The 23,993-nt window shown below is 30.8% G+C and carries 8 protein-coding genes; all 8 read left to right on the forward strand.

What is annotated here, in order from left to right; translation table 11 throughout:
• Positions 1-92 precede the first annotated feature (92 nt).
• The 8 genes from M1F03_RS04180 to M1F03_RS04215 all read left to right on the forward strand — a co-directional run bounded on the left by M1F03_RS04180 (position 93) and on the right by M1F03_RS04215 (position 23,989).
• The gene (locus tag M1F03_RS04180; RefSeq protein WP_251465164.1) at positions 93-4,589 is read left to right on the forward strand and encodes an amino acid adenylation domain-containing protein; all 4,497 of its coding nucleotides are present in this window, start codon (positions 93-95) and stop codon (positions 4,587-4,589) included.
• Positions 4,590-4,634: 45 nt separating this feature from the next.
• Positions 4,635-12,521, forward strand: coding sequence for a condensation domain-containing protein (locus M1F03_RS04185; protein ID WP_318840087.1), 7,887 nt, complete (start codon positions 4,635-4,637; stop codon positions 12,519-12,521).
• An 85-nt stretch (positions 12,522-12,606) separates the two neighbouring features.
• Positions 12,607-15,633, forward strand: coding sequence for a type I polyketide synthase (locus tag M1F03_RS04190; RefSeq protein ID WP_251465168.1), 3,027 nt, complete (start codon positions 12,607-12,609; stop codon positions 15,631-15,633).
• A gap of 44 nt (positions 15,634-15,677) precedes the next feature.
• Positions 15,678-15,899 carry a phosphopantetheine-binding protein gene (locus tag M1F03_RS04195; RefSeq protein WP_154635567.1) on the forward strand — a complete coding sequence of 74 codons (222 nt, stop codon included), beginning with the start codon at positions 15,678-15,680 and terminating at the stop codon, positions 15,897-15,899.
• A 34-nt stretch (positions 15,900-15,933) separates the two neighbouring features.
• Entirely contained in the window at positions 15,934-17,526 is a 1,593-nt protein-coding gene (locus M1F03_RS04200) for a (2,3-dihydroxybenzoyl)adenylate synthase (RefSeq protein WP_251465170.1), read from the forward strand.
• Between the two features lie 55 nt (positions 17,527-17,581).
• A complete protein-coding gene (locus M1F03_RS04205) occupies positions 17,582-18,826 on the forward strand; it encodes a condensation domain-containing protein (RefSeq protein WP_251465172.1) in 1,245 nt (414 codons plus the stop codon).
• A gap of 56 nt (positions 18,827-18,882) precedes the next feature.
• Positions 18,883-23,199 carry a non-ribosomal peptide synthetase gene (locus M1F03_RS04210; RefSeq protein WP_272661281.1) on the forward strand — a complete coding sequence of 1,439 codons (4,317 nt, stop codon included), beginning with the start codon at positions 18,883-18,885 and terminating at the stop codon, positions 23,197-23,199.
• 19 nt (positions 23,200-23,218) lie between these two features.
• Entirely contained in the window at positions 23,219-23,989 is a 771-nt protein-coding gene (locus M1F03_RS04215; protein ID WP_275259078.1) for a thioesterase II family protein, read from the forward strand.
• Positions 23,990-23,993: the final 4 nt, after the last annotated feature.

Genomic DNA, 23,993 nt, shown 5'->3' on the forward strand with positions numbered 1-23,993 from the left:
AAGAAAAATGGTGTGATTTAAAATCACACCATAAAATAAATTCTTATTTTCATAAATCACACACTACTGTCAACTCTATAAGGTTAATATAGATGGATTACCGTTCAGATTCTAGGGATACCTTTCCTATGTCTGATATGCAAACAGCATATTGGATGAGTATAACTGATTATACACAAACGAATAATTCAAGAATCCAATACTATTGTGAGTATAATCTAACAGAATTGAATTTAGAAAAATTTAAGCAGTCATGGGACAAGGTGTTAGAAAGGCATGACATGCTTAGTGCTGTAGCACTAAATAATGGACAGCAAACAATAATAAAATACCCTAAAGAAATTCACTATATTGATATTAGAGATTTAAAAAAGGATGAGAAAATAAATTATTATATATCATTAAGAAATGAAGTTTCACATAAGAAATTTAATTGTTGTGAAGGCCCACAGTATAATATTTATTTAATTGAGGATGATGAGTTCACAAAATTCATACTGCATTTAAATATGTGGGCTATAGATGCTTACAGTGTAAATATTATACTTTCAGATTTGGCTAGGTTTTATTTTTCAGAAGAGAACATGGCTAATATTAGCTATAACTATAAAAGTTATCTACAAGACTTTTATTCTAAAAAAGAAGGTGTTGTTGATAACGAGATTTTAGATTACTGGTATAGCCGCCTAGGTCACACAAGTTCCCCTCCTAACTTACCTATCAAATCCATTCAAAATAATAAAGGTCAAATTAATAACTTTTCACAATTAGAAAAAAAACTTAGTAATAAAGATGTCGATGTTCTAAAAAAAAGAGCACGCGAGCTTAATACCAATATAGACATTTTGTTACTAAGTATTTTTTGTGAAGTCATTAATTATTGGAATGACTCAAATAAATTTTGTATAAATATACCCACATTTTCACGGCCATTTTATAATAAAGAAATAAATGATATAGCTGGAGAGTTCTCATCATATCTAATATTAAATCTAGACCTTCCTACAGGAACAACCTTTAAAGATAGAGTTAATTATATACATAAACAGTATATTGATGACTTAAATTTTTCCCAAGTGTCGAGTAATAAAATATTAAGACATATATCACAAAGAAATAATCAGTCATCTATCAACATATATCCCGTCGTATTTACATTGAGTCATGGGCTAGATAAATTAAGAGATGATATTAAATACAAGTTATTTGGTGATTTAAAATATGATATATCACATACACCAAATGTAAAGTTAGACTGTCGGCATGAGTTTTATCAAGGTGCATTGACCATTAAATGGGATTACGATAAAAATCATTATGCCGATAATTGCATAGAGAGCATGTTCGAAATATTTATTAATCTAGTCACTGCTATTATTAGTGATACTTATGAAGAATATATCCATAAAGAAAATGTTGTCGGTCTCCCGATTAAACAAAAAGAAAAAAGATATGAAATAAATAATAATAGAGTAGGCTATTCAAGTAATTCTATTTTTAGACAATTTTCAGAAATGATGGAAAGCTCATCATGTCAAGATGAGGATGCACTTATTTGTGAAACAAAAAAAATCACCTACCAAGAAATGTACAAACAAGTATGTGTATTAGGTGGACATTTAAGTAAACTGATTAATAAGAACAAAAATAGTAAAAAGATAATTGCAATATTATTACCAAAAAGTTGCGAGCAGATAATTTGTGTTTGGGGAATATTAGCTTCAGGGTGTACATATCTACCATTAGATCTTGAGCAGCCTAAAAGTCGAGTTTTTGATATCTTAGAAGATGCAAAACCAGACCTCATTATTATAAATAATGAAACAGAAAACTTAATAAGTCAGAGTATAAATATAAAAACTTTCAATATCGAAAAAAATAAAATGGTTATTGAAAGTGAGTATATGCCATTGGCAGAAACACTACCGGGCTATTCTGTATCAGAAGAAGATCTTATTTATATCATGTATACATCTGGTACTACAGGTGTGCCCAAAGGGGTAATGGTAAATAATAAAGGCGTTAATAATGCTATTGATTACTCTATAAAAAAACTAATAAATTTTTCTGAAAGGCCGATCGTATTAGGGGTATCAGCATTACATCACGATATGTCAGTATTTGATACATTGGCAACTTTTATACAAAAAGGTGTACTAATACTACCTAAAGAAAATAAAAGAAAAGACCCTGAAGAGTGGTCTAATATTATAAAAAAATATAACGTTAACTATATTGTTTCCGTTCCCGCGATTATTGATATGCTATTTACCTGGTGTGAATTTAAAGGATATACATTAGATAGCATAAAAAATATTATAATGGGAGGGGATTGGATACCGACTAACATTCTAAAAAGAATAGAGAAATATTGCTCAACTAATGTTGTTGCATATAGTGTAGGTGGTCCTACAGAAACAACTATGTGGAATATCACAAACAGAATTAAAGATGAAGAGAGCTGGTTAAGTGTACCATACGGATATCCAATTCAAAACTGCTCATATTATATATTAAATGAGCAATTGATAGAAGTTCCTGATTGGGTTATCGGTGAAATGTATTGTGGAGGAGTGTCATTGGCACAAGGCTACATGAATGATCCCAAACGTACAGCAGAAAAGTTTATTATTCACCCAATAACGAAAGAACGACTATACAATACCGGTGACCTCGGGCTATATCATCCTGATGGCAGAATAGAATTTATAGGAAGAAAGGATGGGCAGGTAAAAATAAAAGGAGTCAGAGTTGAATGTGGTGAAGTACAGAAAAAACTAGAAGAGTTTATCGAAGTTAGCCGAGCTATTGTCTATTTATATAAAGGAAGTTTGACGGCGGCATTAGTATTGCGTCCTAATATCCCGAAAATCAATGATAATGAACTATATCAACGTAGCAAAGAAGTATTGCCAGTAAGTATGTTACCTTCATTATGGATTCAGTTGTATGAGTTGCCGTTAACTAAGAATCAAAAAGTAGATTATCAAAAGTTAACTCTCATCACCGAAGATTATTTAAAGTCAGCGAAGGGGAAGTTAAAAAATAAAGATGAAAGCATGAAAACAAAACAAGAAGTCATGCTCTGTGAGATTTGGGAAGGATTGTTAAATAAAAAAATAGAAAATAAAAATGATAGTTTCTTTTCACTTGGTGGAGATTCGTTATTATTAATAAGTCTTTCAACAGAAATATTTAATCACTTCTCTGTCCAAATACCTTTCGCTAAATTATTAATGAACCTAAAAATAGATGAACAAATTCATTTAATCAAAGAATTGCAAAGCAAAACGAATGATAAAAATAAAATAGCACATATAGATTTAAGTGAATATCCATTACTTCCCAACCAAGAAGACATATGGTTGGCAGAAAAATTGTCATCGGGAAAAATCAAGTTCAGAATTGTTTTTGGGTTAAAATCTAATAAAAAACTAGAAGAAAATAAACTTAAAAATGCGTTAGAATACTTAAGAAGTCATCATATTGCGCTTTCACTACTCTTTTCTCTAACGTCTAAGGGATTGAGCCAATATGTTGATAAAAACAAACCTTTACCAATTTATTATGAGAAGGTTATTGATGAATCATCTTTAATAAGTAAAATTCGAGAAATTGAAAATAGTGAATTCGATTTGTTTAATGAATATGCTTGGCGAGTACACCTGATTCCTTTATCTAATGGAAAACAAATTTATCTTTTTAATTTCCATCATATTATTTTTGATGGATGGTCTGTAAAACTGTTTTTTAATCAACTTGAAAATGTCTACAATAATATTAACAAAGTGATAAAGCTTGATATAAATTATGTTGATTACGTTTATTGGAAGAAAAATAAGCTATTAAAAGAAGAGAATGAAAATATTAAATATTGGGAAGGTGTCATTAAGGATGGTGTGCACTTAATTGAGGTGAACAATCAGGATAAACCTGAGTCAATGATAGAGGAATCAACAATACCCAAAGATATTTCTGAGTTATTAAATAAGTTTTGCCACCAGAAAAATACGACTCCATTTATTGTGTTATTTAGTATCTTTCAATTAACTCTTGCTAGCATATACCAAAAAGAAAATTTCTTTGTAGGCATTTCTGATTCGGGAAGGGACCATCCGGATACAGAGTCTATGTTAGGACTTTTTATACATAATCCTATATTTAAAGTGAGTGGAGTCTCAAGAATATCCCTTAATGATATGGTTAAAAAAGTACAAGAAGACTATTCAGATGTCATTAAGTATCCAATGCCATCACTTTCTAAGATTATAAAAACATTAGGGGGGATAGGAAGAAGAAATGGATTCAATGATTTCTGTCAAGCATGCTTTATCATGCAACCAAATTATAGTGACGAACTGTTTTTTGGTGATGCTAAAATGGAAAAAATAAATATCGTGAGTAATGAAGTAAGATTAATTTATGAAATGTCGTGTTGGCAGGGTAAAAGCAATGAACTTACTGTAATGTTAAATTACGATAAAACAAAATCAACCTCCCATGAAGCAAAAAAATTATTAGCTACCTATGTATTAAATATCCAAAAGCTACTTGTAAATCCTGATAGTACTACTGTGTGGATTAAATAAATATTAACTCATCAAATTGTGTTACTCCATAAAGGGGATAAACGGATGTCATACTTATATACTAAAACAGAAAAAATAATATCAGAATTGTGGGAAGAATTAGAGGTAGCGAATAATGATAGAGAAAACAACTTTTTTGCCAGCGGTGGTGATTCAATTTCACTCATCAGATTAAGCATTCTCATAAAAGAGAGATTTGGTGTTGATGTTGGAATTAGTGAGTTATTACAGTATCCATTATTGCATGAAATGGCTAATTATATAGATTCACAGATAAAAACAATTATACCCGAATGTCATAAGCAAATATTCAATAAAGATTCTGTAATACCATTAAGCTCATCACAAAGAGGTATTTGGTACCAAATGGAATTAGATTCAGAGAAAGAAAATAAACATTTTAATATTCCATTAGTGTTTAGAGTTTTAGGAAGAGTAGACATCACTAGATTGAACTATAGCTTTAAAGAAATAATTAAAAGGCATAGAGTAATAAACTCATCTATTAGCGATACTAATGGCTATCCAGGTATCGTACTGAAAGAGAATGAGATAAAAATAAGCGTTATTGATGTTTCCGAACTTAGTAATAATGAAAAAGAAGAAAAGTTCAGTGAAATAAAAATCAAAGAGCAAAATAAAGTCATAGACATAAAGTCTGCTCCTCTATTTTTTGTGTCAATAATGAAGTATTCTGAAGAACTTTATTATATGTTTATAACAAGCCATCATATGATATTTGATGGTGTTTCATATGATATTTTATTAAAAGAATTAATTGAGGTTTATCAAGGAAATCAATTAGAAGATCTAAAGTTAGATTATTTAGACTATGTTACCTGGGAAAATAGTGATGAATATCAATCTTACTTAGAGGATGGATTAACTTACTGGCAGTTAAGACTAGATAGCTTTAGGCCAATGGAGTTACCATATAAATATATAACATCATCAACTGAAAAAGATAATTCATCACTATTTTTTGACTTAACGGCTGAGCAAGTGAGTGAATTAAACGTGTTAGCTAGAAAGCATAACACAACATTATATACAGTATTTGTAGTCGCATTGCAGATTGTTTTAAATGAATTTAAAACAACAGGTGATATCGCTTTTGGTACCTATGTTTCCAATCGTCATTTAGCTGAATTTAACAGTGTCATTGGTAACTTTGTAAATCCTTTATTATTAAGATTTGATTATAATGAAGAACACACTATCTCTAATGCGTTAATAGCAACTCATGAACAAATAACACAGGACTTTATCAGACAACATATTCCATTTGAATCAATAGTGAAAAAAATGAATCCTGACAGAAAAAAAGGTGAACACTCACTATTTGAGTTTACTTTTATTTATAATAATTCTATTTTTGAAGGTAAATATGAAAATGAATACTTATCAATTGAGTCTTGTAACCATCAACTTGAAGAGCTTGAAACGAATAGAACAGATATCGAGTTTTGGGTAAGGCCCAACTTAAAATCTGGAGGCTTTCAGTGTGAATTAAATATACAGGTTAATAAAGTTAATAAACGATTTGCAAAAATACTCTTAGACAGTATAAATCATATTTTAATTAATTTTATAGAGCAACACAGTGACACTACTTTAAATGAGTTAGCACTTTTTCCTAGCTCATATGAATATTCTGAATTACATAGTGCTGCCTATGAATTTAATAACTATCCATTAACTCAGTTAATTAGAGATAATGCAAGTAAAAGCCCCAACAAGATAGCTATTGTTGATGGTGATATCGAGTATAGTTACGCTTACCTTGAGGAGAAAAGTAATTGTATTGCGAGAGGTTTAAATGAATTGAAATCTACGCCTTCTCCTATCATTGGTGTACTTTTACCTTATGGGATAGATTTAGTCATCAGTTGTTTATCGATATTAAAATGTGGTGGTATTATATTTTTATTAGATATTAATGAATCGTCGGAGAGAATTGAAAGTATATTAGATGAATCTGAGTGTAAATTTATTATTACCAATAGTGAGTTATTAGACGATATTAATAATGATACACCTTACTTATTAATCAATGAGTTGCTTTCAAGTTGTAATAGAAATTCAGAAGAAGCCTTTAATATTAAAGAAACATTGGTTACATATATGATACATACATCAGGCTCTTCAGGTAACGCTAAATTATTATTAAACAAACGCTATGGTTTGCTTAATAGAATATATTGGTTTAATGAACTTAACCCATTTTATGATGATGATAAGTTTTTATTGAAAACATCGGTTAGTTTCGTTGATTTTTATGCTGAACTCTTTTTGCCTTTAGTCTTGGGGAAAATTCTATATATTGCTAATGATGATATAAGAAGACACCCAGAAGATTTAATTGCTTATATCATTAAGAATAACATTAATAATATTACATTAACGCCGTCAGTTATTTTGGAAATGTATAGAGTACTGCAAGAAAACAATATTTATATAATGGCAATAAGGAAACTTATTTCTAGTGGTGAAGTACTTAGCTTAAATGTTGTAAATAAAATTAAAAAATACATTCCTAAAGCTAAGGTTTTTAATATATACGGTTCTTCAGAAATGAGTGCCGATTTAACCTGCTATAATGTTATTGAGAATGAAAAAAATGAAATTATTCCGGCAGGTAAGCTTGTTTTTAATAGTAAAGCTATGATTGTTAATAAAAAAGAAAAGCCTATAGCTAAAGGGTTAGTTGGAGAATTGTGGGTAACAGGCAGTATTTTATGTGACGGATACTTAAAAGCTAATGCTAAACAAAGAGATAATTTTTTTTATAATAATGATGAGTTATGGTATAAAACGGGGGATTACGCATATTTGAATAGTAAAAATGAACTCGTTGTTATAGGCCGCAAAGATGATAGGAAGAAAGTTCGTGGTATTTTGATTGATTTAAAAGAAATTGATAGTGTTCTATTATCATGTGATGGTGTTAGGCAATGTTTATCTTCAATAGTAACAGATTCTAACGATGAAAAAATATTAGCTGTTTTACTGGAATTATCAGATGGACGGGATAAAGAATATGTTTACGCTCAATTAAATAAAAAACTACCAAAAACACATATTCCTAGTTTAATGGTATCAATAAATAAAATTCCCACTTTACTAGGCGGCAAGATAGATAAAATAGCATGCACCACAATATTACAAGATTCACGTTACAAAAATGAGTTAACAGCAAAAGATATTATTCCTGAAACTCTAATAGAACAAGAATTAGAGCAGATATGGAAAGCGCTATTAGGATTTGATGGCAGAATAAGTATAGATCAGAACTTTTTTAGATTAGGCGGTCATTCATTATTAGCAAGTAGATTGTTAAGTATTGTTAGAACAAAATTCAGTATAGATATAAATTTATCAGATATATTTGATTTTCCGACAATAAAAGGGATAGCAAGCTTAATATCTGAAAGCGAAAAGGATAGTGTCAATATCGATAAGATTCACTCTGAAAATAATCTATATGACTTATCATTTAATCAGCAAAGGCTATTCTACTTGCAAAGTATAGAACCTAAATCTATTAGCTATAATATGACTTTTTCATTAACTATGATAGGCCATGTTGATTTATCAAAATTGACTTTCTCATTAAATGAGCTAATTAATAGGCACGATGCGTTGAGAAGTCGTTTTATTGAAGTTATTGATGATAAAGGTATTAGTGAATTTAAAGTTTTCGTTAATGACTCTGGATATATTTTTCCTATTTATAAAGTTGTAGGACAGCGTGATTTTGAGCAGGCAATAAAAGATGAACTGTATGAACAGCATCATATTCCTTTTGATTTATCACAATCACCATTAATGCGAGTCACGTTAATAGACACTAAACAGGAAAAAAGTGCAATTGTCATTTGTATACACCATATTATAGCAGATGGATGGTCTATCGCTATTTTATTTAAGGAGCTAAGTGAGTTATATAATGGAAAAATCTTAAAATCATTACCTTACCGTCATGTTGATTATGCTAATTGGTTAAATAATAGGATTAGCGAGGATAGTCGAAAATCAACTTTAAAAAAATTCTGGAAAAATTACCTTCAGAATGATAAAGGCGGCAAGATTTTTAATAAAGATATAAGTAGTGACCGTAATATCTCTAAAGTAGTTAGAAGACGTTGTTCATTAAATATTAATGAAATAATAGATTCGAATTATAAAAATTTAAATATTGATCCTTATGATATTATACTGACGACTTTTGCTTGTGTACTGGCAGTCTGGAAAAACGTTAATCATTATTTTATTGGTACGGTTTCCGCTGGGCGACACCTACATTCAGAAAGCGAAAATATTCTTGGTTTTTTAGCTAATACTATTCCAGTTAAAATTGATATAGATCCGAATCTAGGATTTAATGAGATATTATTATCTTTAGTCTCTGAAAGAAGAAACTTATTAAAGTATCAAGATCTACCTTTTGATGAAATTGTGAATAGTGCAAGCACAAGAAAAATGGGAGATGGAATATCTTCTTTAATGCAAGTTATGTGTGTTCACCAAAATATAGATTATAGGGATTTAGATATACAAGGTGTTGATACTCATGTTGAAGCTTATTTAGGTGAAAGTGAAGCTAAGTTTGAATTGGTTTTACAAACAGCTCAGATAGATAGTCGCACTTTAGATATTCTTGTCGAATATAATGATTCATTTTTTAAAGAATATGAAGTCGTTAAGCTAATTGATATGTTGTTAATGTTACTGAATAGCATTTCTAAAAATGAAAAATTGATAGATATTAAATTAAATAAAAGAAATGCAGCATATCAAAAGACAGGGGATATTGATATACCTAAATGCTTTCCTAAAACATTACCGGAATTTCTCAAATTAACGGCTAAAAATCACTCAAAAAACGGAATTACTATTATTGATGACTACGGCACGACTTTTATATCGTACAATGAATTATATGAAAAAAGTGTTCAGTTTGCTAAAAAACTAAATAATTCAGGACTTAAAAGTGGTGATGTTATTATTTTAATACCTGAAAAATATAATGAATATTTTTGCTTATTGTGGGGAGCTATATTAGCTAGAGTTATTCCTATCACGGTTGCTAAACCACTTGATTTTGAAAGTGATGATAATTGCTATAAATTAATAGATGCTTGTAGACTATTTGATTACTCGCCGATAGTCACTAATGGTGAATTGGTGAGTGAAATGACAACGCTATGCCAAAGACATAAGAAGATTAAATTTTTAAATATTCAGTTATCTGCTCAGAATAAAGATTTTAAATTAATAGAACCATTACCTGAAGATACAGCATTCTATCAACTGACGTCTGGGAGCACCGGAAAATCTAAAGCGATTAATCAACGTCATGAAGCGTTAGCTTCATACGTATTTTTAAGTAGCCATGCTCGTGACTACAATGAGAAGAATATTTTATTAAACTGGCTACCAATGGATCATATCGGTCCTCTTTGGTTATATCATATGAGAGCCGTTTGCGTTGGTAGCAATCAAATCCATATCTCAACGCCACTAATCCTAGAGAAACCATTGTTATGGTTAGAATTGATATCAAAATATCAAGTGACTCATAGCTGGGCACCGAATTTTGCATATAAGCTCGTTATAAATGAGATGAATAAATCTTTTGATTCTAATTTATCTATTGATCTTTCTAGTTTGAAGGAGCTAGTCACTGGGGGGGAAATGGTTTCTGGGCTAACACTGAAAAGTTTTAGTCAATTGCTTAAGCCATTGGGATTAAATTCAGGTGTGTTAACTCCAAGCTTCGGGATGGCTGAAAGTTGTACATGTATTACGTATGGACATGAAGATGATCCTGAAATATCAATTAACTGTCTCAATTTTAATGAGCAGCATAGTATTCAGGCTGGCTCAAGCTTATTTACATCTTTGGGAAAGGTCATTCCGGGTGTAGAAATAAGAATTGTTGATGATACAAATAGTGTATTAGAGGAATTTCAGGTAGGCCATTACCAAATCAGAGGCCCAAATGTGACGAATGGTTATTATAAGCAGAAAGATTTAAACAACTCTGTATTTACTGAAGATGGTTGGTTTGATAGCGGTGATAATGGCTTTATTGCAAACGGTAATTTGTATCTTGTTGGGCGAACAAAAGAAATGTTAATAGCTAATGGTAAAAATTATTTTTGCCACGAGATTGAAGAACAGTTGGAGCAAATAAAAGGAATTGAAAGTACTTATATTGCAGCATTTAGCATAAAAAAAGATGATCAAGAAGAGATAGTTGTCTGTTATGTTCCTAATGGCCGAGTGGCAGTAGATGTCATTAATACTGAAATCTCACAGTTATTATTTAAGAGTATAGGATTATATATCAACAAAATTATACCTCTTCAGAAGCGTTTCTTTCTGAAAACAACAAGTGGAAAGATTCAAAGAGCCAAAATGGCTCAAAAATATGTCGATGGCGAGCTAACAGCAATTACTCAATCTAATTCTGATAGGCTAAATCTAATTAATTTAGATTGGGTTGTCACTGAGCATACAGAAAATCTACAAAATATGAAATGGTTATCGGTAGGTGATGCTATTGATACACATAAAAATATTAAGAATATACCTTTGAGTGAATTGCAAAAATCATTAGAAACGAATAGTTATAACGGTATTATATTTGGAAGAACTATATGTGAAAATGAAGGTGACTTACTTGAATTTATTGATTTAATTATTAATGAAAATACGCTAAAAGATATCACTCTATGTTGTGTTACTGATAACGAGCAAATGGCAGGGCTAATCTACGGTTTATTAACGAGTATATCGTCTGAGAGTTCACTAAAACATAATATTGTAATACAAAAAAAATCTTCATTAGATTTGATTTTTCCTAAAAAGTTAGATTCTGGTTGGTATAAGCAAAGGCATCAATATCAGTTAGAAAAGTTAACTGATATTAATATTGGGAATATCAAAAATATATCAAATATAAAAAATACTGAACCTGATGATTATGTGGTAATCACAGGCGCAGGTGGCGCTATTGCTCAGTTAATTATAAAAGAGATAATGCCTCTGTATAAGAATATAATCCTTATCGGCAGAAATGATGAACCTGAGTACGTAATTAAGAATAAAGATAAATTAACTTGGATTAAAACAGATTGTAGTGATTTGAAAAGTTTAATAGTAACATTTAAATCTTTTTTACATAAAAAGCCACCTAAATATGTATATCACTTAGCCGGTATTTTTGAACCTTCTTTTTTAAAAGAGATTTCTGTAGAAAAGCTTAATAAAGCAAGAATACCTAAAGTGTTTGCAATAGAAAATCTACGCAAAACAATGTCTATTTTGTATCCCACGTCTTGTAAAAATATACAGTTTAAACTTTTTGGCTCAGTGGCGGTGTTCAAAAGTTCTCCAATGCTAGGACCTTATATTGCTGCTAATAGCGAGTTATTAGGGTATGCCCAAGATAAAAGAAATAATGGTTATTCTATGTCATGGATTGGTTGGAGTGCTTGGGAAGGGATAGGAATGGGGAAAGGACAAGATAGAGACCTTTTACATGAAATAGGTCTACAGTTAGTTGATAAAACAGAGGGAATTAATGTATTAATGTCAATTAAAGATCAAAATAAAGATTTTTTAATTGGCATAAGTAATAGATCTAGTTTAGAAGAGGTAGCCATTAGTCCTTCAGTTAATGAAGAGAGAAGTATCGACAATACTTTGGCTAGTTTAATAAAGTCTATTCTATCTATAGATGATGTTAACTTTAATGATAATTTCTTTGAGTTGGGGCTAACCTCAATCGATCTAACAAGACTTCATCGCTCTATAAATAACACTCTTAATATCAATATTAGCTTAGTTGATATATTACAGTTTTCAACTCTCCGTAAACTTTCAACGCATATTATTCAATTAATAGCTGAAAATGATGAATAAATAAATCTTGTTTAAGTTAATACATGATTAATTTAAATGATAATGCAATGAATCGTTTATGCGTAATAATTATTGAGGAAAAAAGATGAAATATAGCAGCAATGATATTGCGATAGTTTCAATGGCAGGGAGATACCCAAATAATATTAAGGTTCCTGAGCTGTGGGAGCTTCTACTTAATGGTGGCACTACTATATCTGATATCGCTATCGAAGAGTTAGCGAAATCAGAACATGCTGATGTGTGCCACGATATAAGTTACGTCGCAAAATGTGGAATGCTACATGAAAAAGACATGTTTGATGCTGACTTATTCAAAATGAATAGATTAGAAGCAATGTTAACAGATCCACAGCAGCGCTTATTTATGACGTGCTGTTTAGAAGCATTAGATTTAGCTGGGCTGCCATATCCTACAGAGTCAGGATTTAAAACGGGCGTCTTTGCTACAAGCACGATCAATACATATTTAATTCTGAATATCTTTAAGTCTAACGAGTTTCTGAGTCGAGATAAAATGCAAATTTTGTTGGCAAACGAAAAAGATTTTATATCTTCTAGGGTCGCTTACAAATTAAACCTAACTGGTCCTGCTATCACAATTCAGTCTGCATGTTCTAGCTCTTTAGTCGCAATACATGAAGCGTGTGGCTATTTAAGAAGGGGAGAAATCGATTTTGCACTTGCCGGGGGAGCATCGCTCCCCACGGTGAGCAAGACGGGGTATCTATTTACACCCGGTGGAGCTGTATCTTCTGATGGTCAATGCAAAGTCTTTGATGAAAAGGCAGATGGCACAATATTTACCGATGGCGTTGGGGTGATTACCTTATGCCGTTTATCGGATGCTATCGCACATGGATTTAATATTTATGCGGTTATTAAAGGAAGTGCGATAAATAATAATGGCAACGATAGCTTGAATATAGCAGCTCCAAGCATACATGGACAATCCGAGGTGATAAAAGCTGCTTTTAAAGCCGCTAAAGTTAACCCAGATGATATTGATTTTATTGAAGCGCATGGCACAGGAACATATCTTGGTGACCCTATTGAGGTTAAAGCGTTAAGTACGGCTTTTGCTACAAAGAAAAGGCAGTATTGTGCTTTAGGCTCCATAAAATCAAATGTAGGGCATACGGATACAACAAGTGGGGTTACGGGGATAATTAAAGCGGCTTTAGCGATAAAAAATAGAATATTACCGGCGACTATAAATTATACTAAAGCTAATCCTCAACTGGATATAGCCAATACCCCATTCTTTATTTGTGATAATAATTACCAGTTTAAAGCAGAAAAAGAAATTTTATATGGAGGAGTTAGCTCTTTTGGTTTTGGGGGAACGAATGCACATGCTATTTTAGCTTCAGCACCAAAGGATTACCTTCCAAATGAGTTAGTTATATCTAAGACAAAATGCAAACATAAATTGCTGTTATGGTCAGACCGTAGTGAAAGCGCATTAAGGGAATACGTCAACAAAACGATAAACTCTTTTAAGAGGTATAATGATAGTGAGCTCAATGCAATAGCGTATACATTAGGGCTATGCCGACATGAATATGCTTATCGAACATATGCAGTCACAGACTCAATACAAGCGACTCATTATGCCCCTGAAATGACATACCATAGAAAAGCGCTTGAAAAAAATAAGGTTGTATTTTTGTTTCCTGGACAAGGCACTGATTTTGTTGATGTATACACAACATTATATGAGGAGAATGAATTATTTAGGAATAGTGTTGATACGCTTAGCCAGAAGTTTGAACCTTATTTGGGGGAAGATATTCGTAAGATCCTATTTCCAAGCGAGGATATAAGAGATGAAGCTTTGGAGAAAAGTATTCAAACTAAATGGGCTCAGCCAGCACTGTTTATTATTTCAACAAGTTTAAGTCAGGTTCTGCAATCTTATGAGATAACTCCTGATTATCTGATGGGGCACAGTTTAGGTGAGCTATCAGCTGCGTATATTGCGGGAGCCTTTAATGAGGATGATGCGGTCAAATGTATTGCCACTAGGGCGTTATTAATGAATGACACCCCCGAAGGAATGATGCTGGTCATATTTTCTAATCATGAAATCTTTCATATCTTCCCAGAAGAAATCAAAAATAAGTTAGATATTGCAGCTATTAATAGTCCAACACAATTTGTGATCTCAGGTAAAGCTGATGATATTAATATGGCGATAAGCTATTTGAATGAGCTTGAAATAAAAAGTAAACCTTTAGATGTTAAAAAAGGCTTTCATAGCAAATTAATGAATAACATTATCGATAAGTGGAAAGAATATTTATTACAAGTGAACTTCAAGAAAATGACTATTCCTGTAGTATCAAATTTGACAGGTGAAATACTAACAAAGAATACATTAACTAATAGTGAATATTGGATAAAACATTTAAGAGAAACTGTTCATTTTTCAGATGGTATCAATAGCTTAACACAGCATATATTAGAGAGAGAATGTGCTCCTATATTTATTGATTTATCAGCTAAGAACGCTTTAACGGCTATTTCATTGATGAATAACAAAGATATTTATACTGTTTCAGTATCGAATAGGGGCCATGGTGTTGAGCAAAAAAATATTTTAAATGCCCTTGGGGAAATATGGTCATTGGGGGTCAATGTAAATTTTTCGGATTTCATTCCAAAGAGTTATGTCGTAGAGCTACCTGTCGCTAATTTAGATTCTAAAAGTTATTGGATTGTTCCTGATAATACAGAAATAGAACCGCAGCCCGCCAATCCGAGTAATAATAAATCAAAATTAATAAAATCAAGGGATGAGCTCGAAGAACTATCGCTAATGATCTGGAGAAAAGTCATTATAAATAATGACATTACTAAACAAGATGATTTTTTCTTATTAGGAGGCGATTCTCTCCAAGCATTAGAAATAACACGAGAGTATAAAAATCATGGTGTAATAGTAAACTTATCAGACATATTATCTTACTCTAACATAAAAGATTTAGTTGAGCATATTTATTTAAGTAAAGAAAAAAATGAAAAAGAACAGGAGCAGGATAAAGATATAAAAGATGTTATTGATGCTGATGATATGTCAAATATATTTAAGCAGCTAAATTTAGACTGATGCTGTTTTATAGTGTGAATATTCTATTTTATATAAGGTAAATAATGGAAAATATTATCCGCAATTACTTAAAAGAATTATTAGATATCAATGTAGATGAAGTAAAAAATGACTCTAACTTAATAGAGTTTGGCCTCAATTCTTTAGCGTTGATGTTTATACTAGGAAAGTTGACTGAATTAACTAAGAAAAAATTTGAATATGCCGAGTTTGTTAGTAGTCCTACCATTAATGATTGGTTAAAAATAATTGAAAATCATAACTAATATTTAAATAGCTTATTAAGATGAAGGCTAATATATGAATACTATAATAGATGACCTACCATTTGTTTCGTATAGCCAATCAAGGATAGAAAGGTATAGGAAGAGAGGATATTGGTTAGGTGAAACGTTAATCGACTTTTTAAAAAATTGTACTCGGAAATATGCAAATAATATTGCACTTGTTGACAATGATAGAGAGTTAACATATGCGGAGCTATTTAAATACTCATCTATATTTGGTAGCTATTTAATAAGGAAAGGGATACGTAAAGATGATTTTATTTTAGTACAATCACCTAATGTATTAGAGTACTTTATTATCATTTTTGGTATTTTTTATGCAGGAGCCAGACCAATTTTTTGTCTAAATGGGTATGGAGAATATGAAGTTGAAAATATAATTAATACGAGTAATGCTATAGGATATATTAAATATTCAAATGGAAAGTCAAATGAATGCTCCCATATTCATTTCATGAATAAATGTAATAGCCTAAAATATGCAGAAGTCATTGACTCATCTTTAATTTCAAAATTAATGAGAGAAAAAAACAATGGTATATTAGATTATAACGACGTTAGTCCTGAATCAGTAGCATTTCTATTATTATCTGGAGGGACAACCGATATTCCCAAACTTATCCCACGTACACATGATGATTATTTATATTCAGTAAGAGAAAGCGCTAAAATATGTGGGTTAAATGAAAAAACAAAAATATTATTGGTGTTACCTGTTTCTCATAATTTTCCAATGAGTTCACCAGGTTTTCTTGGTGCTTTTTATGCAGGTGCAACGGTTTATTTAAGTGAGTCTTCGGCTCCTGAGATTTGTTTTCCTTTAATAGAAAAACATAAAATAAACCAAGTATCATTAGTGCCATCATTGGTTATTCTTTGGCTTAATTCAAGTTGTTATGATCAGTTTGATTTATCTAGCCTTAATATAGTACAAGTAGGAGGTGCGAAATTTTTACCAGAAATTGCTAGAGATTTTATCAATAAATTTAATGTAACATTACAACAAGTGTATGGAATGGCGGAAGGATTAGTTAACTATACACGATTAGATGATGACCTAGAAACAATACTATACACTCAAGGTAAAAAAATATCACAAGATGATAAAATATTAATTGTTAATGAGAATGGTGAAGAATTAAAATTAGGAGAAATAGGGCAAATTATTACTCAAGGACCTTATACAATAAATAGTTATTATAATTTATCTAGCGTTAATAAGATTGCTTTTACAGATGATGGTTACTATAAAACTGGGGATATAGGATATCTCGATAGTAACTTAAATATTGTCGTCACGGGAAGATTAAAAGAAATCATTAATAAGGGGGGGGAGAAAATCTCACCAAGTGAAATTGAGTCATTACTTATAGACCATCCATCGATTAAAGATGTTTCTGTTGTTGGTATTCCAGATTATTTGCTGGGTGAAAAAATAAAAGCGTATATAATTACTTTTAGCGAAGAGATATTAACACTTCAGCAAATTAGAAAATATTTATTAGATAAAAGTGTTGTATGGCATAAGCTCCCAGATCAAATTGAAGTCGTTTCCTCATTTGAATATACCTTAGTTGGAAAGATAAATAAAAAAGCTATTCGTTAAGCCGTGTTTTTTGGTATGAAACGATAATATTAATAACAATACGGATCTTAATAAGATGGAAAGAAAATTAAATAAATTGCAAGTTGCATATGTATTGGGAAGGCAAAATTATTTGCCATTAGGCGGCGTTGCTATGCACGATTTTAGAGAATATCGAGGAGATGTGGATCTTGATGTTTTTAAAAATTGCTTAAGAGAGGTAGTAGAAAAGCATAATGCATTGAGAATCGTTATTGACCATAAAAAATTTTCACAGAAGGAAAGCACAGATTTAGATCTAAATTTAAAAATAATAGATTATCAAAATGATATAAAGACAGAGACATTATCAAAGATAGAACAACTCAGAGAGCAGGTTTCTCATTATAAACATGAATCGAATAAATCACCTTGGGGGGTGTGGTTTATTCAATTAAATAAAAAGTTAGATGTTGATTATCATACCGTTATTTTATTTAGTTTCGATGGGTTAATTTTAGATGGTTATTCTATATCTTCAATTATAAATGAAATTCTAATTTTATATAGAAAAAATAAAACCGGTATAGAGTCAGTTTTCTCTCAAGTTAGTAGTAATTTATTAGATTGTGATAACCTTTTTAAAGTTAAAGATATCGATAAAGCATATTGGCTAAAAAAGTTAGAAGGAATAAGTAAAATTAGCTTTCCATGGAAGACCAATTTAGAAGAAATTCCTAGTTCAAGATATAAAAGATCTAATATTGTAATTAAAAAAAATAGATGGGATGAGTTATCTGGCTACGCGAAAAAAAATGCTATTTTTCCTAACTCCTTAATAAACACTATAATTTTGAAATCATTATGTACATTAAGTGAATGTGAAGATATTTATGTGGGTCTACCTATCTCCTTTTCTATTTACAATAAGGAGCTATCAAATTTATCAACAATCATTCCGCTATATTACAGAACTAATGATGATTCATTAGTCAATAATGCTAAAAATATACAATCTGACACCATGAATGGATTAAATCATGTCTCATATTCAGGAATAGAGATTGCTAGAGAGTTATGCAGTAAATTTAAAAATAGCATACCATTTCCTATCGTTATTACTAATGCCCTTTCTTGGAAAGTCGAACCATATGACTCAAATTTTTATTACCATTCTGGATTAACGCAAACACCTCAAGTGGCATTAGATATAAGAATACAGCTCACTAATACGCGTAATTTATCGATAGATTTTGATTTTGCAGTTTCCGCTATATCAGAAAGCTTAATTAATGATTTAATGTTCTTAATAAATAAAGAAATAAAACTAATAACTAGTTAATTGATGGTGATTTGTTCTATATAACACAATTTTAAAATCCTAGTGGAGTTATAATTATGCTTAATAAAGAAAAAAAACAAGATAATATACAGGAAATATTTATACCATCTCAAATGCAAAAAGCATTAATAAACTCTGCTATCACCGGTAGTAATCTGGAATTATATGTTGAACAGTCTCATTTAAGAGTTACAGGCAATTTTAAAATAGATTTATTCGAAGAATCATGGCGTTTATTAATAGAAAGACATGATTGTTTAAGATCTGCTTTTTTGTGGGAACAACTGAAAGATATTCATCAAGTTATTTTAAATAAATTCTCTTTTAAAGTTAATGTAAAAGATATAAAGGGATATTCACACTCAGAGCAAATGGATATAATCAATGATTATATAGAATATGATGCTAAAAAAGGTTTTGATTTTAAAGTCCCACCATTGATGCGAATAACTGTTTTTATATTAGGAGAAAACACATTTGATATCATATTAACAATTCATCATGCTATTATAGATGGATGGTCAATCCAAATACTAACTAAAGAATTTACAAAAATTTATCAAGCACTATCAAATGGAAGTTTCCTAGAATTGTCGGAACCTGTCAGTTTTAAAAAGTATATTAATTGGTATAGAAAGTTAGATTTCAATCAAGCCAATTTATTCTGGGATAAAAAAATCGCAATGCTTGAGCAGGTATCAAAATTTCCGCTATCTATGAAGCCTCAAACTATCTCTAATCATGAAAAAATATTCGGGAAAAAGGTATTATATATTGAAGAGGAAGTTACAGAGGGAATATTGGCATTTTGTGCGCGATGTGGAATAACTGAAAATTCTTTTGTTTCAGCGACATGGTCAATACTGCTAAGTTTATTATGTTCCATTGATAAAGTTGTATTTGGAAGTGTGGTATCTCAAAGACCTATTGATTTGGTGAGAGGAAATGAAATCGTTGGTCCTCTAATTAACAGTATCCCAATCATTATTGGTGTAGATGATAGACAAAACATAACTGATTTTTTAAAGTATGTACAAAATGAATTAATGGAAAGCTATAGCTATTCTTATTTACCTATCAATGAGATTTTAGAAAAAGTAGGAAAAATAGAAAGTAATAATAAAATAGATCAAAAATTGTTTGACACAATTGTGAGTGTAGAAAAACACTTTAAAGATACCACTCAAAATAAAGGCAATCTTTTAGGTTTAGATTTTAAATTTATAGATCAGCCAACACGAGTTGATTTTCCTATCGTGTTCAAGTGTAATTTGTATAAACTGGAGCTAGTTTATTTTAGTCATTATTTAGCTGATGACTATGCAGATAATATAGTTTCGATATTTTTGAAATTAATGAGAGCTATAATATTAAGTCCTAACCTAACGATTAGGGAGTTATTGCAGGACTTATCCAATTCATATCCTAAGTTAAAAGGGGAGAATCTTCCTCATCAACTAAGCTTAAATCAAGAAATACATTTAAATGCTAAGTTAAATCCTTATAAAAACGCTATTTCTGATGAGTTTAACACATATACGTATTTGGCGCTTTCAGAGAAGATAAAAAGTATAGCGTATAAACTAGCTATTAAAAAAGGTGAAGTAATAGGCGTTTACCAGGAAAGGGGAATCGATTCATTTCTTAGTATGCTTGCTATTTTTGAGTGCGGAGGTTGCTATTTACCTTTAGATCTATCTTATCCACCTGAAAGATTAAGATATATAGTCAAAGATTCTAAGATAGGAAGAATAATTACTACCAATAGTACTGATAGAATATTTGAAAATATTGAATATGTTTTTATTAATGACCTAAAGTTGGTTGATAGTTCTATCGAAAATAGAGAAATAGTATTGGATTTAGATAATTCTGATGTTGCCTATATTATCTATACATCTGGTTCTACAGGAACCCCTAAAGGGGCAATTAATACCTATCATGGTATGAGATCATTGGTTACAAGCTGTAAGAACATGATGAATAATCAGATGAAGTTTGCTCAAACGATGCAATTTTCATCAATAAACTTTGATGCATCAATCTTAGAGCTTGTTTTATCCGTCGTTAGTTGTAGCTGTTTAAATATTATCCCTGAAGAAAAAAGACAGGACTTAAGTCAACTAGTTAAGTATATAAATGATAAAAGAATACAATTTGCATTTTTACCTCCTATCATTATTACTCATCTCGATAAAAATGAACTCAATGAGTTAGATATGTTATTAACAGGCGGGGATGTTTGCCCTGTTAACTTTGCTAGTGATTGGATAACTGAACCCTTTAAATCATTCTATAACCTATATGGCCCTACTGAAGCCTCTATAATGGCGACATACAATCCAATTCATGAAACTAAAAATTCATTATCCTTAGGTTATCCTTTACCAAATACGGAAATTAAAATTATTGATAATGAGGGTAATCTTTTACCTGCGGGGGTTGTTGGAGAAATTTTAATCATAGGTGAAGGGGTTGGTTTAGGTTATCTACATAACCAAGACTTAACTTCTCGAAATTTTAAATATGGAGGTTATTGTACAGGAGACTTGGCATACTATGATTGTGATAATATGCTGTATTTTATGGGAAGAAATGATGAGCAAGTTCAAATTAGAGGTTTCAGAGTTGAGCTTGGAGAGATAGAAAATATTATTAGAAAAAGCTTTAATTTTCAAGATGCTGTTATTATTTCAGAAAATGTATTAAATAATACAAAACTCTATTTATTTTTACTCTCTTCAGAGGGTAAAAACATAGACTTAAAAGAAATAAAACATGTTCTTAGGCCTATATTACCTAGCTATATGATCCCCAGTGAATTACACCTTATAGAAAATTGGCCTGTTACTATTAATAAAAAGATCGATCGTGCTAAATTAAAGGGAATGTATTGTACATCTAGAGTAAAACGTCAAACTTTATGTGATGGTAAAAAAACAGAATTTGAAGAGGCCGTTATTAATGAAATCGCTGAAACTTTAAGAATTAATACTGATATCATTTCAAGTTTTGATGATTTTTTTGAAATAGGCGGAAATTCTTTAACTCTTACCACATTAATATTAAGGCTAAATAAAAAATTCAAGATGGATCTACCATTCCAACTTGTATATGACAATAGCCGTATAGGTGAACTCGCGAAGCGGATCGAAGAGCTAAACAATAGCGATATTAAAAATAATCAGCAGAACATAACTTCTGATTGTATTCTTGATGATTCGATAGCGACTAATCATTTATTGCCAATGGAAAATGTCAGTTCGCCTAAGAAAATATTATTAACAGGTAGTACGGGATTTGTCGGTGTTTACTTCATTAAGGAGCTTATTGAAAATACGTCAGCTGATATATATTGTTTAGTTAGAGGCGATGATGTTAATAATGCTACACGTAGAGTTCATGATAATCTGATTAACTATAATTTGTTCTCACAGAATGATCTAAAACGAATATTGATAGTCTTAGGGGATTTTTCAATATCAAACTTTGGAATAGAAGACGAATTATATAATAAATTATCTAAGGAAATTGATAGTATTATCCATTGTGGTGCGAATGTTAACTTGGCCAATACCTATTCTAGAATGTCGGGTGCAAATGTAAATGGTTCATTAAATATTATTAAATTTGCTACACATATTAAGTTAAAGCCTATACATCATATATCAACAGTTTCAGTGCTTGCTGGAATTATTGGGAAAGTTGATATTATCCATGAGTCTAAAATGCTATCCGAAGATATGTTACCGGAAAATGGCTATATTAGAAGTAAGTGGGCTTCTGAAAAAATGATGGATAATGCACGAAAAAAAGGTGTTCCTATAAACATTTATAGGCTACCAAGAGTATGGGGAGATTCATCTACAGGTCAATTAAATCCTAATGACTCTTTACTTATGCTTTTGTCTGCATCAATTGAAATTAAAAAATTCCCATTATTACCGGATGCATTTTTATCTTATATTATACCTGTAGACTATTGTGTAACAGCGATTAATATGATCAGTAAGGAAATTAAAGGGGTAGGCAAAAACTATCATGTTTTATATCCACAAAATATATCATTAAATAAGATAGTAAATAAAATAAGAGAAAAGGGAATAGAGTTAAACGCTGTTCTAATGGAAGAGTGGTTGGATACATTAAAAAAGTATGCTAGTGAGATTAATAGTAGTATGGTTATTAAATCTGCGGCATCATTCTCTCTTGGGTTTATACATGACATTTTAAACTCTAAATTTACACAGTTGGATAATGGAAATGTTATTAATGATATTAAGTTAGAAGAAATAGAAATTTCTAATGATGTCTTTGATAAATATATTGATTTTTTAATTTGTTTTTCGAAACGTAATCGTTCTTATAACTAAAAATATTAAGTGAGATATGATGATTAATAGTTCTGTTTTTCCATATCATTTTAAAAGTAAGGCTAATGCTGTTATTGATCTTGTTTGTTTTCCTTCAGCAGGTGGCAATGCTGCTATGTATAATAAATGGAATGATATAACACCTGATTGGTTAAATATTTGCCCTGTAGAATATCCTGGCCATGGTAGTCGGCTGAAAGAAGCACTCGTGAATGACCCTGAAATAATAATTGATGAAATTACAAATGGTATTATCAATAAATGTGATAAAAAGATCGCTGTATTTGGGCACAGTGTCGGTAGTATTATTGCCTTACAAGTCGTTAAGCAATTGCAAAAACAAAATCATGATAATCCATTAGAGTTAATTATTTTAAGTGGCAGACCGGAAACCTCAATGTTATCCCGTAGGCCAAAAGGGTATCACTTATTACCTAAAGAGGAGTTTTTAAAGGTTATTTCGGTTTATGAAGGTATACCTGAAGAGTTAATTAATAATCCTGAGATCCTTGATTTTTTCTTGCCAATATTAAGAAATGATTTTCAGCTAAATGATAAATTATCTGATGTTCCACCCATCTCAATTGACATTCCTGTAATGGCATTTTATGGAGAAAGAGACTCTGAAATTATAAATCATGACGCTATTAATAAGTGGGCAACTTATACAACGGAATGGTTAGGTAGTTATACATTTCCTGGTGGGCACTTTTACTTAAATCAGCCAGTAGTCAGAAAAATGTTATTGGATACGATTGTTACTAGACTCAAGAATATTCTTGAAATTTAATTTC

The sequence above is a fragment of the Providencia sp. PROV080 genome, assembly GCF_033688105.1.
Taxonomy (GTDB): Bacteria; Pseudomonadota; Gammaproteobacteria; order Enterobacterales; family Enterobacteriaceae; genus Providencia; species Providencia zhejiangensis.

Coding starts and splice junctions, on each gene's coding strand:
- M1F03_RS04180 (WP_251465164.1), top strand. CDS start 93: ATGGATTACCGTTCAGATTCTAGGGATACCTTTCCTATGTCTGATATG.
- M1F03_RS04185 (WP_318840087.1), top strand. CDS start 4,635: ATGTCATACTTATATACTAAAACAGAAAAAATAATATCAGAATTGTGG.
- M1F03_RS04190 (WP_251465168.1), top strand. CDS start 12,607: ATGAAATATAGCAGCAATGATATTGCGATAGTTTCAATGGCAGGGAGA.
- M1F03_RS04195 (WP_154635567.1), top strand. CDS start 15,678: ATGGAAAATATTATCCGCAATTACTTAAAAGAATTATTAGATATCAAT.
- M1F03_RS04200 (WP_251465170.1), top strand. CDS start 15,934: ATGAATACTATAATAGATGACCTACCATTTGTTTCGTATAGCCAATCA.
- M1F03_RS04205 (WP_251465172.1), top strand. CDS start 17,582: ATGGAAAGAAAATTAAATAAATTGCAAGTTGCATATGTATTGGGAAGG.
- M1F03_RS04210 (WP_272661281.1), top strand. CDS start 18,883: ATGCTTAATAAAGAAAAAAAACAAGATAATATACAGGAAATATTTATA.
- M1F03_RS04215 (WP_275259078.1), top strand. CDS start 23,219: ATGATTAATAGTTCTGTTTTTCCATATCATTTTAAAAGTAAGGCTAAT.